The organism is Actinospica robiniae DSM 44927, assembly GCF_000504285.1.
In the GTDB taxonomy this organism is placed as follows: domain Bacteria; phylum Actinomycetota; class Actinomycetes; order Streptomycetales; family Catenulisporaceae; genus Actinospica; species Actinospica robiniae.
Window position 1 is genome coordinate 8,946,486 of sequence record NZ_KI632511.1, and the last position, 12,900, is coordinate 8,959,385.

The 12,900-nt window shown below is 69.9% G+C and carries 12 protein-coding genes and 1 pseudogene; 10 read left to right on the plus strand and 3 right to left on the minus strand.

Features of this window, described 5'->3' with window-relative positions; genetic code table 11:
- The first annotated feature begins 146 nt into the window (after positions 1 to 146).
- The 9 genes and pseudogenes from ACTRO_RS38475 to ACTRO_RS38515 all read left to right on the plus strand — a co-directional run bounded on the left by ACTRO_RS38475 (position 147) and on the right by ACTRO_RS38515 (position 7,815).
- Positions 147 to 707, plus strand: coding sequence for a carboxymuconolactone decarboxylase family protein (locus tag ACTRO_RS38475; RefSeq protein WP_034271229.1), 561 nt, complete (start codon positions 147 to 149; stop codon positions 705 to 707).
- Positions 708 to 854: 147 nt separating this feature from the next.
- Entirely contained in the window at positions 855 to 1,805 is a 951-nt protein-coding gene (locus ACTRO_RS38480; protein ID WP_034271231.1) for a LysR family transcriptional regulator, read from the plus strand.
- Between the two features lie 11 nt (positions 1,806 to 1,816).
- Positions 1,817 to 2,740: a VOC family protein gene (locus ACTRO_RS38485; protein ID WP_034271233.1), complete on the plus strand. Its 924-nt coding sequence runs from the start codon at positions 1,817 to 1,819 to the stop codon at positions 2,738 to 2,740.
- Positions 2,724 to 4,199 carry an NAD-dependent succinate-semialdehyde dehydrogenase gene (locus ACTRO_RS38490; protein ID WP_051452052.1) on the plus strand — a complete coding sequence of 492 codons (1,476 nt, stop codon included), beginning with the start codon at positions 2,724 to 2,726 and terminating at the stop codon, positions 4,197 to 4,199. The genes ACTRO_RS38485 and ACTRO_RS38490 overlap by 17 nt, the downstream gene beginning before the upstream one ends.
- Positions 4,199 to 5,002 carry a fumarylacetoacetate hydrolase family protein gene (locus ACTRO_RS38495; protein WP_034271235.1) on the plus strand — a complete coding sequence of 268 codons (804 nt, stop codon included), beginning with the start codon at positions 4,199 to 4,201 and terminating at the stop codon, positions 5,000 to 5,002. Before ACTRO_RS38490 ends, ACTRO_RS38495 begins: the two co-directional genes overlap by 1 nt.
- Positions 4,992 to 5,360: pseudogene (locus ACTRO_RS38500) on the plus strand (VOC family protein); the annotation flags it as partial. The gene ACTRO_RS38495 and the pseudogene ACTRO_RS38500, both read left to right, overlap by 11 nt.
- Positions 5,361 to 5,469: 109 nt before the next feature.
- Positions 5,470 to 6,258, plus strand: a complete 789-nt coding sequence (locus ACTRO_RS38505) for an alpha/beta fold hydrolase (RefSeq protein ID WP_034271238.1) — start codon at positions 5,470 to 5,472, stop codon at positions 6,256 to 6,258.
- Complete coding sequence (locus ACTRO_RS38510; RefSeq protein ID WP_034271240.1) at positions 6,255 to 6,716, plus strand: GlcG/HbpS family heme-binding protein; 462 nt, start codon at positions 6,255 to 6,257, stop codon at positions 6,714 to 6,716. The genes ACTRO_RS38505 and ACTRO_RS38510 overlap by 4 nt, the downstream gene beginning before the upstream one ends.
- Positions 6,709 to 7,815 (plus strand): uroporphyrinogen decarboxylase/cobalamine-independent methonine synthase family protein, encoded by a 1,107-nt coding sequence (locus tag ACTRO_RS38515; RefSeq protein ID WP_034271243.1) that lies wholly within the window; start codon positions 6,709 to 6,711, stop codon positions 7,813 to 7,815. The genes ACTRO_RS38510 and ACTRO_RS38515 overlap by 8 nt, the downstream gene beginning before the upstream one ends.
- A gap of 64 nt (positions 7,816 to 7,879) precedes the next feature.
- On the opposite strand, the gene ACTRO_RS38520 is transcribed toward ACTRO_RS38515, so the two are convergent.
- A complete protein-coding gene (locus ACTRO_RS38520; protein ID WP_157436685.1) occupies positions 7,880 to 8,905 on the minus strand; it encodes a hypothetical protein in 1,026 nt (341 codons plus the stop codon).
- A gap of 404 nt (positions 8,906 to 9,309) precedes the next feature.
- Between ACTRO_RS38520 and ACTRO_RS38525 the strand changes: the two genes are divergently transcribed.
- Positions 9,310 to 10,509 carry an IS110 family RNA-guided transposase gene (locus ACTRO_RS38525; RefSeq protein WP_034263005.1) on the plus strand — a complete coding sequence of 400 codons (1,200 nt, stop codon included), beginning with the start codon at positions 9,310 to 9,312 and terminating at the stop codon, positions 10,507 to 10,509.
- Between the two features lie 131 nt (positions 10,510 to 10,640).
- On the opposite strand, the gene ACTRO_RS38530 is transcribed toward ACTRO_RS38525, so the two are convergent.
- Positions 10,641 to 11,561 carry an IS3 family transposase gene (locus ACTRO_RS38530; RefSeq protein ID WP_211244118.1) on the minus strand — a complete coding sequence of 307 codons (921 nt, stop codon included), beginning with the start codon at positions 11,559 to 11,561 and terminating at the stop codon, positions 10,641 to 10,643.
- Entirely contained in the window at positions 11,558 to 11,848 is a 291-nt protein-coding gene (locus tag ACTRO_RS49280; RefSeq protein WP_034261878.1) for a transposase, read from the minus strand. The genes ACTRO_RS38530 and ACTRO_RS49280 overlap by 4 nt, the downstream gene beginning before the upstream one ends.
- Positions 11,849 to 12,900 lie beyond the last annotated feature (1,052 nt).

Genomic DNA, 12,900 nt, shown 5'->3' on the forward strand with positions numbered 1-12,900 from the left:
TAAGCCTGCACGCCGTGGAGGCGTTATTCGGGCCCGGGCCGTAGACAAGATCCCCCGGCCGCGGCGAAGGTGGCAATGGCTCACTACCGCGTCGTCCGGCGCGGCCGGTGGCCAGCCGCTCCCGCAAACGAAGAAGGAGTCCGCCCATGCGTCTGGGGCCCCTGACCGAACTGAGCCCCGAGCAGGCCGAGCTCAGCGCCCGCATCACCGCCCGCCGCGGCGGCACCCGCGGCCCGTTCCTGGTCTGGCTGCGCAGCCCGCAGCTGTGCGAGAAGGTCGAGGCGCTCGGCGCCTACTGCCGGTTCGAGTCGGCGCTGCCGCTGCGCCTGCGCGAGCTGAGCCTGCTCGTCGCCGCCCGCCACTTCGACGCCCAGTACTCCTGGAACGCGCACATCGACAAGGCCGTGGACGCCGGGCTGGAGCGGGCCGCGCTCGAGCGGCTGGCCCGCGGCGAGGACCCGGCGTTCGAGGACGCCGAGGCGGCGCTGCTGCACCGGTTCGCCACCGAGGTGCTGACCGAGCACCTGGTGGCCGACGCGACCTTCGCGGCCGGGCTCGAGGCCTTCGGCGAGCAGGGCCTGGTCGACCTGATCGGCGCCCTCGGCAACTTCTCCATGCTGGCGATGCTGCTCAACACCTTCCAAGTCGATCTTCAGCCGGACCGCCGGCCTCCCTTCCCCGACCTGCGCGGATACACCCGCGTCTGAGGGATTCGGGCCTCCGGGTCGCAGAGCACCGCTTTACTTGCCGCCCTTCGCGCGAGACAGTCTCTGCTACCTCCCTACTAGATCGATCTAGCTGCATCGGCCCGGTCGACCGGGCGGGCACCGGCAGCAGGCAGAAGGAGCAGGACCATGGACCGGATCACGGTGATGCGCAGCTTCGTCGGCGTCGGCCGGCACGGCAGCTTCAGCCAGGCCGCGCGGCACCTGGGCATCTCCGGCTCGCTGGTCTCCCGGCACGTGGCCGAGCTGGAGAACCAGCTCGGCCTGCGGCTGGTCAACCGCACCGCCCGCACCGTCACGCTGACCTCGGTGGGACGGCGCTACTTCGACTTCTCCCAGCGCATCATCGAGGAGATCGAGTCGGAGGACGAGGCGCTGCGCGGCATCCACGACCGGCCGGAGGGTCCGCTCGCGGTGATCTGCCCGAAGTGGATCGGCAACCTGGACCTCGGCGAGGCGATCGCGGACTTCGCCGTGGACCACCCCAAGATCCACGTGCGGTTCGAGGTGGGCGGCATGTCCGACCGCACCTTCGACTTCCTGGACAAGGGCTACGACATCGCCTTCCACACCCGGGAGCTGCGCGACAGCACGCTCCTGGTGCGCCGGATCGCCGGGATCGACTACGTGCTGTGCGCGGCGCCGTCGTACCTGGAAGGCCGGGGGCCGTTCACCGACCCCGTCGCGATAGCCGAGCAGGACTGCCTGGTGCACATCAACGACCCGATCTGGACGCTGCGCCACGGCGACGAGCAGACCCGGCTGAAGGTGATCACGGCGGTGTACTCCTCCAACAGCTACCTGACCCTGCGCAAGGCGGCGCTGCGCGGCCGCGGCATGGCCCTGATGCCGATGCGCACGGTGATGGCGGACCTGGCCGAGGGCTCCCTCGTCAGGGTTCTGCCGGAGTTCCAGGGACCGGCCCGCTCGCTGTACGCGGTGCACTCGCCGGGCTCGCACACCATGCGCAAGGTGCGGGTGTTCCTGGACTACATCTCCGCGTGGTTCCGCAAGAACCCGCTCACCCCGCCGCTGCCCGCCCTTTCGCAAGAACGCACCACGATCAAGACGACGGCTTAGGAGTTGCCGAGGTGACCATCATCCGCATCGAGCGAGTCGTGTACGCGGTCGACGACGTACCGCTGTGCACCCGCTTCTTCGAGGACTTCGGCCTCGAACTCGCCGCGGCCGACGAGTCCGGCGCGAGCCTGGCCACCGCCACCGGCCAGCAGATCCGGCTGCGCCCCGACACCGACGCCGGCCTCCCCGCGCCGCTCGAGGCCGGCAACACCCTGCGCGAGGTGGTGTGGGGCGTGGACAGCGCCGAGAACCTCGAACGGCTGCGCGCGGAGCTGGCGAAGGACCGCGAGGTGCGGGTGGACCAGGACGGCTCCGTGCACACGCTGGACGAGACCGGTTACGGCCTGGGCCTGGCCGTCGCCGACGCGGTCGAACCCGAGATCGAGCGGCCCGGCGTCAACAGCCACGGCGCGGTCACCCGGCTCAACCGGCCGCTGGACCCGCCCGGCCGGGTCCGGCCGCTGCGGCTGTGCCACGTCGCGCTCAACATCCCGAAGGACGGCCGCGAGCGGGCGGTCGGGCTCTACCTCGACCGGCTCGGCTTCCACGCCACCGACGTGGTCAAGCCCATGGGCGTGTTCATGCGCGCCCCGGGCGACTCGGACCAGCACACCATGCTGCTGTGCCACCGGCCGGACCGGGCCGGCGTCAACCACACCGCGTACGAGGTCGCCTCGTTCGACGAGGTGGTCAACGGCGCCAACCACATGATCGAATCCGGCTGGCGGGAGGCGCGGAAGCTGGGCCGGCACACCATCGGCTCCAACGTCTTCCGCTTCCTGCACGCCCCCTGCGGCGGGCGGGTCGAGTACGCCGCCGACATGGACCGGGTGGACGAGGCCTATCCCACCCGTGTACACGAGCAGACCCCGCCGCACCACCTGTGGACCCTCCAGACGAACCGGGACGGCGAACACCATGACACAGAGCACTGATACCACCGGCCCGGCCGCGCCGTCCTACCCCGAGCTGCGGCTCCTGATCGACGGCGAGTGGAGCGCCGGCGCCGGCGGGCGCACCGAGCCGGTGCTCGACCCGGCCACCGGCGCCGTGCTCGGGCACGTGCCGCTGGCCGAGGCCGAGGACCTCGACCGCGCCCTGGCCGCGGCCGAGCGCGGCTGGCCGGCCTGGCGCGACACCCCGATCGATCAGCGCGCCGCCGTGCTGCGCAAGAGCGCGGCGCTGATCCACGCGCGGGCCGGGGAGATCGGCCGGGCGATGACCCTCGAGGAGGGCAAGCCGCTCGGCGAGTCCGTCGGCGAGGCGCACCGCGCGGCCGGCCAGCTCGAGTGGTACGCCGAGGAGGCCAAGCGGGCCTACGGCCGGATCATCCCGTCCGCGCCCGGCGAGGAACTCAGCGTGCTGCGGGTGCCGATCGGCCCGGTGGCCGCGTTCGTGCCGTGGAACTTCCCGGCCGGCGGCCCGATGCGCAAGATCGCCGCGGCGCTGGCGGCGGGCTGCTCGATCGTCATCAAGCCGTCCGAGGAGACGCCGGCCAGCAGTGTGCTGATGGCGGAGTGCTTCCAGCAGGCCGGGCTGCCCGCGGGCGTGCTCAACCTCGTGTTCGGCGTGCCGGCGGAGGTCTCCGCCCACCTGATCCCCTCGCCGGTGATCCGGCACGTGGCCTTCACCGGCTCGATCCCGGTCGGCAAGCACCTGGCCGGCCTGGCCGCGGCGGTGATGAAGCCCACCACGATGGAGCTCGGCGGCCACGCCCCGGTGGTGGTCTGCGAGGACGCCGATCCGGTGGCCGCCGCGAAGGCCTGCGCCCGCGGCAAGTACGCCAACACCGGCCAGGTCTGCACCTCACCGAGCCGCTTCTACGTGCACGCGAGCAAGTATGAGGCCTTCGTCGAGGCGTTCGTCGCGGCGAGTGAGGCCGTGCGCGTCGGCAACGGGCTTGAGCCGGGCGTGTCCATGGGCCCGATGGCCAACGCCCGCCGCCGCGAAGCAGTGCACGAACTCGTCGAGGACGCCCGCAAGCGCGGCGCCCGCGTGCTCCTCGGCGGCGAGATCCCGGACGGCCCCGGGTTCTTCTACCCGCCGACCGTGCTCGTGGACGTGCCCGAAGACGCGCGACTGCTGCAGGAGGAGCCGTTCGGGCCGGTCGCTCCGATCATTGCGTTCACGGACCTCGATGACGCTCTGCAGCGTGCCAATGCCCTGCCTTACGGACTCGCGGCGTACGGATTCACGGACAGCGCCGCCGTCGCCGACAAGCTGGTGCACGGCTTCGAGGCCGGCATTCTGTCGATCAACCACTGCGGCGGCTCGGTCCCGCAGGCGCCCTCAGGCGGGTTCAAGGAGTCCGGCCACGGGCGCGAGGGCGGCGCCGAAGGGCTCGACGGCTACCTGGTGACCAAGCGCGTCTCGCACAAGCTGGCGTTGAGCTGATGCGCTGGTGCAGGATCCGGCACGAGGGCCGGGCGGTGGCCGGGATCGTCGAGGACGAGCACGTCGCGCTCGTCGACGGCGACCCGTTCACCGGCCACCGGCGCACCGGCGTGCGCGTCGCGTCGGTGGACGCGGTCTTCCTCCCGCCGGTCGTCCCGCCGACGTTCTACGCCGTCGGCTACAACTACCGGGCGCACAACGCGCACGCGGCCGCGCGCACGTCCGCGGCCGCACCGGCCCCACCGGCCCCGGAGCGTCCCGAGGTCGGATATCGAGCGCAGAGCGCGCTGATCGGGCACTGCGCGGCGGTCGTGAAACCGGCCGACTGCACCGGGCCGTTCGAGTGTGAGGCGGAACTCGTCGCCGTCATCGGCCGCGACCTGCGCCGAGCGAGCCGGGACGAGGCGGCCGACGCCGTGTTCGGCTGGAGTATCGGCAACGATATCAGTGCCCGTGCGTGGCAGCGCGCCGACCGGACGCTGTGGCGGGCCAAGAACAGCGACACCTTCAAGCCGATGGGCCCGTGGATCGAGACCGACGCCGACCCGCTGGCCGAGGGCGTGACCACCACGGTCGCCGTCGACGGCGAGCAGGTCGCGGCCTTCCCGACCGGCGCCATGATCTTCGACCCCTACGCCTATATCCAGGAGATCTCCCGCTACATCACGTTGCGCGCGGGAGACGTGCTGTGGATGGGCACCGACGCCATGCTGGAGATGCCCGTGGGCAGCACGCTTGCCATCTCCATCACCGGCCTCGGCACCCTCGCCAACCCCGTGACGGAGGAACCCCGTGAGCAGTAACCGACCCGCCTATATCCACCACGTGAACTTCCCGACGACCGATCCCGAGCGCACCAAGAAGTGGTACTCCGAGGTGTTCGGGCTCAAGGCCATCACGCCCAAGAGCAACACCAAGGTCGTGCTGATGACCCGCGGCGACTTCGACCTGCACTTCACGCCGGTCGAGGAGATGGACCGGATGTCGCCGTACCACTTCGCCATCGAGGTCGAGGACTGGGACGGGTTCCTCGAGCATCTCAAGGCTCTGGGAGTACGCCACACCCGTCCGATCGAGCGCCCGGAGAACAACTCCAAGTTCTGCTACATCCACGACCCGGACCACACCATGATCGAGCTGGTCTGGCACGGCAAGCGGCCCGGCGGGCCCGGCGCGCCCGCTGCCGCCGCGTCCGCGGCCCCCGCCGACGCGCCCGACTCGGCCGACGAAGCGCGGGCCGCCCTGGCCGCCGCGGGCGAAGGGAACTGACATGCCGTTCGCCACGTCCCAGGACGGCACCCGGATCTACTACGAGCAGCACGGCGCCGGCCCGGCCGTCCTGTTCGTGCACGGCTCCGGCGGGCATCACGCGGCCTGGTGGCAGCAGGTGCCCGCGCTCGCCGACCGGTACACCGTCATCACCCTCGACCTGCGCGGATTCGGCCGGTCCGACTCCGGCATGGACGAGTTCGACAGCCGCGTCTTCCCGGACGACATCCTTGCCGTGCTCGAGGCGTCCGGGGTGGACAAGGCCGTGCTGGTCGGTCAGTCGATCGGTGCCGCCGCCGCGCTCAAGGCCGCGCTGCGCTCGCCTGAGCGGTCCGCGGGCGTCGTGCTCGGCCACTCCCTCGGCGGTATCTCCGACGACGAACTCGCCGCGCTGGTGCGCGCCGACCGGGCCGAGGCGGAGAAGCTCCCGGTGCTCGACCGGCTGCTCACCCCCGCCTTCCGCGCCACCGACCCGGCCAAGACCTTCCTGTTCCGGCAGATGGGCACCTTCAACACGGCGACGATGGCCGACCTGCGCAACCTCAACGCCGACGGCCCGAGCGTGCAGGCGGTGCTCGAGGCCGGCCTGCCTATCTGCTTCCTGGCCGGCGAGCTCGACGCGGTGCTGCGCGCCGACACCGTGCGCGCTGCGGCCAAGCGGGTGAGCGGATCAGTGCTCGAACTGGTCCCGGACGCCCCGCACTCGATGTACTGGGAGGCGCCGGAGCTGTTCAACGCGGCCCTCGAGCGCTTCCTTCGGCATGTCTACCCCGGAACGGTGACCTCATGAGCAGTCCCAGCCTCGGCGAAGCCAGTGCCCTGATCACGGCCGCGCAGCAGCGCGCGCTCGCGCTGGGCAAGGCTTTCAGCGTCGCAGTGGTCGACTACGGCGGCTACACCGTCGCGATCGAGCGGATGGACGGCGCGCGCCCGATGACCCCGAGCATCGCGCTGGCCAAGGCCTACTCGGCCGCGGTGATGCAGCGTCCGACGATCATGCTCAAGAACTGGTCGAACAGCGACCCGGTGTTCTTCGGCCAGGTAGGCCGGATGGGCCACCAGCCGATCGTGGCCACCGGCGGCGGCTACACGCTCAAGCGCGACGGCGCGATCCTCGGCGGCCTCGGCATCTCCGGCGGCAGCCCCGAGGAGGACGAGGAGATCGCCCGCGCCGTGGTCGCGGAGGCGGGCTTCGACCTGGACTTCCCGGCCTGGGCCGGCGCTAAGAAGGGCGAAAACCATGGCTGACGACTTCAAGTACCACATCGACCACCACGCCGGCCTGGTCGTGCCGCCGGCCCTGGTCGAGGCCCGTGCCGCGCACGCCCGCGGCGAGCTGGGCGAGCCGGAGCTGCGCGAGGCCGAGGACCAGGCCATCCGCGAGGCACTGCGCGCTCAGCGCCGGCTCGGACTGTCCGCGCTGGGCGACGGCCAGTTCCGCCGCCGCAACAGCCTCTCGCCGGTATACGACCAGGTAGACGGCTTCGCCTTCGAGACCGCCGCACCAGGCCCGATCGCGCGCCTGCTCGGCGAGAATCTGGTCCCTGAAATCAGGACTCTGGTTGCTCTGCCGACGGCGCGGGGACGGCTGGTCGAGAACGAGGCCGCATTCCTGGCCGGCTCGATCGATCGTTCCCTGATGCTGGCTCTTCCGTCGCCCGGCTACGTGCTGGCTTTGAGCCGCGACGGCGGTGCGGGTCCGGCCGCCGGAGCGGAAGTGGCCGCGGCGCTCGCCGCGATCATCCGAGACGAGATCGCGCAGGTCGCGCAGCAGGGCATTGCGTACGTGCTGCTGCAGAACCCGCTGGCCGGGATCCTGCTGACCAAGCACGGCCGCGAGCAGGCCCAGGCGGCCGGCGTGGACGCGGACGAACTACTCGACGCGATGCTCGCCGCCGACGCCGCGGTGATCGACGGCTTGGAGGCGCGGACGCCGGAGAACTTCCGCGTCGGCCTGGACCTGACCGCCGCCGGAGCCGCGGGCGCGGGCGCCGCGTCCGGTTACGACCTGGCGGCCACCACGGCGTTCCTCGACCGGCAGCCCTACACGCGGCTGTGCGTCGAGTACCCGCAGGACGAGGCGTCGCGCTTCCCGCTGGAGCTGCTCGAACCCGGCACGGTCGTCTCGCTCGGCGTGGTGGACGTGGCGGACGAAGCAGTCGAAGACGTCGACGAGCTGGTCGACCGCATCGACAAGGCATCCGCGACCATCGACGTCGACGACATCGCCATCTCGACCAACGGCAGTTTCGCCGCCGCGCCCGCGTTCGTGACCGAAGCCCAGCAGCACGCGAAGCTCCAGCTCGTCGAGATGACAGCGCGGTACTTCTGGGGCAACGAGCTCTGATGAAGGGTGGGGGAGCGGCGGGGCCGGCGGCCGGTGGACCGCCGGCCCCGCCGACATCCGCCACTCAGCGCTTCCGGTCCTTCGGCGCGGGATCGATCGACCACCGATCAGTGGTCGTGATCTTCAAGACGCCGGGCGAGGCCGGCAGGTCGATCGTGGCGCGGGTCTCGCCCCGGAAGGACGCGAGCTCCTGCGGCTTCAGGTCCGGCGGATAGAGCGTCGCCGTGATGTCGGCGAGCGACTGCAGGACGACCTTGCGCCGTCCGCCGTCGTAGCGGTAGATCGCGCTCTTGGAGCCGGAGGCCTTGTCCGTCAGGGCGGGCAGTCGTCGAGGATCGATCACGTGCACCGTCCACGACACGTCCCTGAACATCGGGTCGCATTTGAGATGCGTGACGGAAGTGCCGACCACCACGACCTGCAGCTGCTCCGCCCCGACGAAGTTGAGGGCCAGCTGCGCGATGGTGTCCTCGGTCCGCCGCATGTGCCGCAGCTCCATTCCGGCGCGCGAGTTCGTGACCGCCACCAGCGCCGGTTCGCCGGGATGCGGGCGGTCGAAGAGGAACTCCGACGAGCCGGTCCCCTTCCAGTGGAAGCGCCTGCCGGTATGTGGGCTCTGCGATGTGTCCGGCGCCCCGGTCAGCTCGTCCGGCGTGAACAGCCTCAGCGGGACCGGCCGGCCCGCGCGCAACGCGCCCAGCCGGATCAGTGCCTCCCGTCCGCGCCCGATCGCCGCGTACACGTCCTTCGACTTGTCGCGGCGTCCGGCGTCGCCGAGGATCTGCATCGCCTGGTCCCGGGCGTCAACCGCGGTCCGGTGGAAGTGGCGCATCTCCGAGGTCACCTCGCGTGCTTCGGGGTCGAACTCGACACCGGTGAGCTCGCTGGCATATTCGGCCGCCGCAGCCCCGGCCTCGCGATACCAGTCCGGAACCCGGTCGTGGTGCGCGGCCGGCTTCGCGGTGATGGCCGGCCGACCCGGCACGGCGTCCCACACCGGCTGCGGGTTCAAAGCCGCGAGCTGCTCCGCGACGATCTCGGGCAACAGACGCGCGACGATCCGTTCCAGCTCGCTCTGCGGTTCATTCACCTCGTCGTTGTATCGCAATACGCGCTTTCGTGGCGCCGCGATGACCGCTAACGCGAATTGATGATCGTGAGTGCTCGTGGGTGTGGTGGCCTGAAGTGTCGGGGTGTGGGCGGTCGCTTCGCGTCGCCCTGTTTGTCGGACCACCCGTTACCTTTTACGTGTCCCCGCAATGGGGGGCGCCTGGCCTCCGGGCCCGGTATGGCTCTGCCACCCTGCCGTGTCTATGGCCTTGGGCGTGTTGCCGCCGGGTTTTGGAGCACTGCCTGACCGCTGATAAGGGGCCTGGTCCGCATCCCGTGCCCGGCGCAACGCCGGGCGTTTTCTCGGGGCGGCCTGTGTAACGTGGTTGCCGGCTGCGGTGCGATGGTCGAGGCCAGGGCCATGCGAAGTAGAAGGCGGCGAGCGTGTACGACACCAGCGGTATCGGGGTCTTCCTCGGCCTGGACGTGGGCAAGGGCGAGCACCACGCCCACGGGCTGACCCCGGCCGGCAAGACCGTCTACGACAAGCGCCTGCCGAACACCGAACCGAAACTGCGCGCCCTGTTCGAGAAGCTGATCGCGAAGTTCGCCACCGTCCTGGTGATCGTCGATCAGCCCGCGAACATCGGCGCGCTGCCGCTGAGCGTCGCCCGCGACGTCGGCTGCCAGGTCGCCTACCTGCCCGGCCTGGCCATGCGCCGCGCCGCGGACCTCTACGAGGGCGAGGCCAAGACCGACGCCCGCGACGCCGCCGTGATCGCCGACGTCGCCCGCACCGCACCCAGGGCGCTGCGCACCCTGACCGTGCTCGATGAGACCGAGGCGGAACTGGCCATGCTCGTCGGGTTCGACCAGGACCTCGCGGGCGAGTCGACCCGCACCTCCAATCGGCTGCGCGGCCTGCTCACCCAGATCCACCCCTCCCTCGAACGCGTCCTGGGCCCACGCATCCAGCACCAGGCCGTCCTCGCGCTACTCGCCCGGTACGGCTCCCCTGAACTGCTCGCCGAGGCCGGCACCCGACGCATCGTCAAACTCCTGAAACCCCTGGCCCCGCGCCTGGCCGAGCGCCTGGCCGAGGAGATCGCCGAGGCCCTCGCAGAACAGACGGTCGTGGTGCCCGGCACCCGGGCCGCAGCCCTCGTCATCCCCTCCCTCGCCCGCCAGCTGACCGAGATCCTCGCCCAACGCCGCACGCTCGAGGGACAGCTCAGTGCCCTGCTGGAGGCCCACCCTCTTTCCCCGCTCCTGACCTCGATGCCCGGCATCGGGATCAGGACCGCCGCGACCATCCTGACCACCGTCGGCGACGCCGCCACCTTCCCCACCGCCGACCACCTCGCCTCCTACGCAGGACTTGCCCCGGTCACCAAGTCCTCCGGCAGCTCCATCCGCGGCGAACACGCACCCAGACGCGGAAACCGGCAGCTCAAACGCGCCATGTTCCTCTCCGCCTTCGCCGCCCTGGCCGACCCCGACTCCCGCGCCTACTACGACAAACACCGCGCCGCAGGCAAAACCCACACCCAAGCAATCATCCGCCTCGCCCGCAGACGCATCAACGTCCTCCACGCCATGCTCCGCAACGCCACGCTCTACACGCCCCACACCGCCACCACATAACCCGAGCAACACCCACCCACATGCCCGTTACAGCGAGCAGCCCAGACTTGACGGAAGACATAGGGGCACGCCCACCCGTTGCGTTGGTGGGGTGGGCTGTGGACGCCGTGCAGTTTCGTAGACAGTAAGTATTATGCTGCTAATGCAAGCTTGTTGTCAAAAATTGACTCGTATTGAGATGGGCTCAGGTATCCGAGCTGGCGCTGGATCCGTGTGCGGTTGTAGTAGGTCTCGATGTACTCGAAGGTGGCCGCACGGACCTGCTTCAGCTCGCTCCAGATCGACAGATGTATGAGTTCCTTCTTGTAGAGCGCGTTGAACGACTCGGCGGCGGCGTTATCGAAGCAGATTCCGGTGTTGCCGACCGAGGGCAGCATGCCGTGGTCGAGGCACAGGTCGCGGAATGCGCGTCCGGTGTAGACGCTGCCTCGGTCGGTGTGCATCACGGTCTGGCCCTGTGCTGGTCGGCGGCGGGCGATCGCCATGCGCAGCGCGTCCAGGACGAGTTCCTCGCGCATGTGGTCGGCCACGGCCCATCCGATCACCTGGCGGGAGAACCCGTCGATCACTGTCGCCAGGTACGCCCAGCCGGCCAGGGTCCAGATGTAGGTGACGTCGCCGTACCAGATCTCGTTCGGCGCGTCGGGGAAGAAGTCGCGTTCGACCAGGTCGAGCAGGCCGCGGTTGTTCGCAGGGTCCTGCATGGTGGTGTTCTTGCGTCTGGCGGCCGGATGTACGCAGCGCAGGCCGGCGGCCCGTGCCAGGCGGCGGACCCGGCGCTGCGAGGTGGCGTGGCCCGCCTTGGCCAGTTCGGCGTGGATGCGGTCGATCCCGTAGCGGCCCTCGTGGTCCTGGTCTATCTTCACGATCTCGGCGGTCAGCTCGGCGTCGCGCTGGGTGTGTGCCGACTCTTGCCGGTTTGACCAGGCGTAATATCCGGATCGGGAGACCGCCAGGATGCGGCACATCAGCTCGATCGGGTAGCGGTCTCGGCGCGGTATGCCTGATTCATCCTGGTCCTCGACGATGGAGGAGATGAAGGCGAACCTCACTGGTTCTGGCTGGCAAACCACGCCGCTGCTTTTTTTAGGAAATCTCTTTCCATGCGCAGCTTGCGCACCTCGTCCTCGAGCTCCCGCAGCCGGGCGCGCTCATCGGCGGTGACGGGCTTCTCGACGACGGTGCCGTTCTTCTTGGCGAGATTGACCCAGTTGCCCAGGGTGGCTTCATGGATGCCGAGGTCGCGGGCGATCTCCGCGACCGGCTTACCCGAGCTGATGACGAGCTCGACCGCCTGGGACTTGTACTCGGCCGTGTACTTCTTTCGCGCTGCTCCCACTGATCAACCTCCGTAGACCAGCCACCTTAGTGGCTCTGAGTGTCTACGAGACTGCCGGGGGTCCACTGGGGTTTCAAGATCTCGCCTCCGGCGCGGGCCCTTCTCTCGGAGAGAGTGCCGGGGCTGTGTGGGTGCTGGCGTGGTGGGGCGGGTTGGGGTTGGGGGTGGTCGGGTGTCGGGTGTGTGCTCTCTCCTCGGTCGGTCCCCGGAGGCAATCAGGAACCTGCCGGGAGGTCAAGCGGCGGTGGCTCTGGTTCGTGGTGGATTGTGCAGGGCGCCGCTTGACCTCCCGGCAGAACCCTGATCGGGCTTCGCCTGCCCGACCGAGGAGAGAGCCCACCCCCTGGGGGATTGGTGTGCGCTGCGCTCGGGCCGAGTCCGAGCCCGTGGCCCGGTCGCGTTCGATGCGGAAGGATTCTGCATCGCCCCGGTCCGATCCACCCGGAGCTCACGCAACGCGCACGATCGCGTGGCTCGGTCGCACGCAGAGGGGAATTCCTGCATCGCTTTCGGCCACGCCCCTGACGTCATCTGCCCGGCCACCTCGTCCACCACCCTCCCGCCACAGGCCCCGACAACCCCCTACGTCTCCATGCTAGACGCCACCACCGACAAAAGCTGCCTATCCGGTGTTTGCCGGAAAAGTAAAAATCCTGGAGATTTCGGGCACTCGGGCGCGTTCCCCGGCGTTGAAGAAGTAGAGAAGAAGAGGGCGGTCTGGAACGGTGATGCAGGATTCTTCCGGATCGAGCGCGGCCGGGCCACGAGGCGGGATCCGGCCCGAGCGCAGCTCGCACCCGCCCCTCAGGGGGTGGGCTCTCTCCTCGGTCGGGCAGGCGAAGCCCGATCAGGGTTCTGTCGGGAGGTCAAGCGGCGCCATGCAGAATCGACCATCAGTGGAAGTCACCGCCGCTTGACCTCCCGGCAGGTTCCTGATTGCCTCCGGGGACCGGCCAAGGAGAGAGCACGCCCCCGGTACCCGACCATCCCGAACAACAGCCCGCCCTGCCAACGCCAGCACCCCACAGACCCCGGCATCTCTCTCCGAGGGA

Coding starts and splice junctions, on each gene's coding strand:
- ACTRO_RS38515 (WP_034271243.1), top strand. CDS start 6,709: ATGGCTGACGACTTCAAGTACCACATCGACCACCACGCCGGCCTGGTC.
- ACTRO_RS38495 (WP_034271235.1), top strand. CDS start 4,199: ATGCGCTGGTGCAGGATCCGGCACGAGGGCCGGGCGGTGGCCGGGATC.
- ACTRO_RS38480 (WP_034271231.1), top strand. CDS start 855: ATGGACCGGATCACGGTGATGCGCAGCTTCGTCGGCGTCGGCCGGCAC.
- ACTRO_RS38490 (WP_051452052.1), top strand. CDS start 2,724: ATGACACAGAGCACTGATACCACCGGCCCGGCCGCGCCGTCCTACCCC.
- ACTRO_RS38505 (WP_034271238.1), top strand. CDS start 5,470: ATGCCGTTCGCCACGTCCCAGGACGGCACCCGGATCTACTACGAGCAG.
- ACTRO_RS38510 (WP_034271240.1), top strand. CDS start 6,255: ATGAGCAGTCCCAGCCTCGGCGAAGCCAGTGCCCTGATCACGGCCGCG.
- ACTRO_RS38475 (WP_034271229.1), top strand. CDS start 147: ATGCGTCTGGGGCCCCTGACCGAACTGAGCCCCGAGCAGGCCGAGCTC.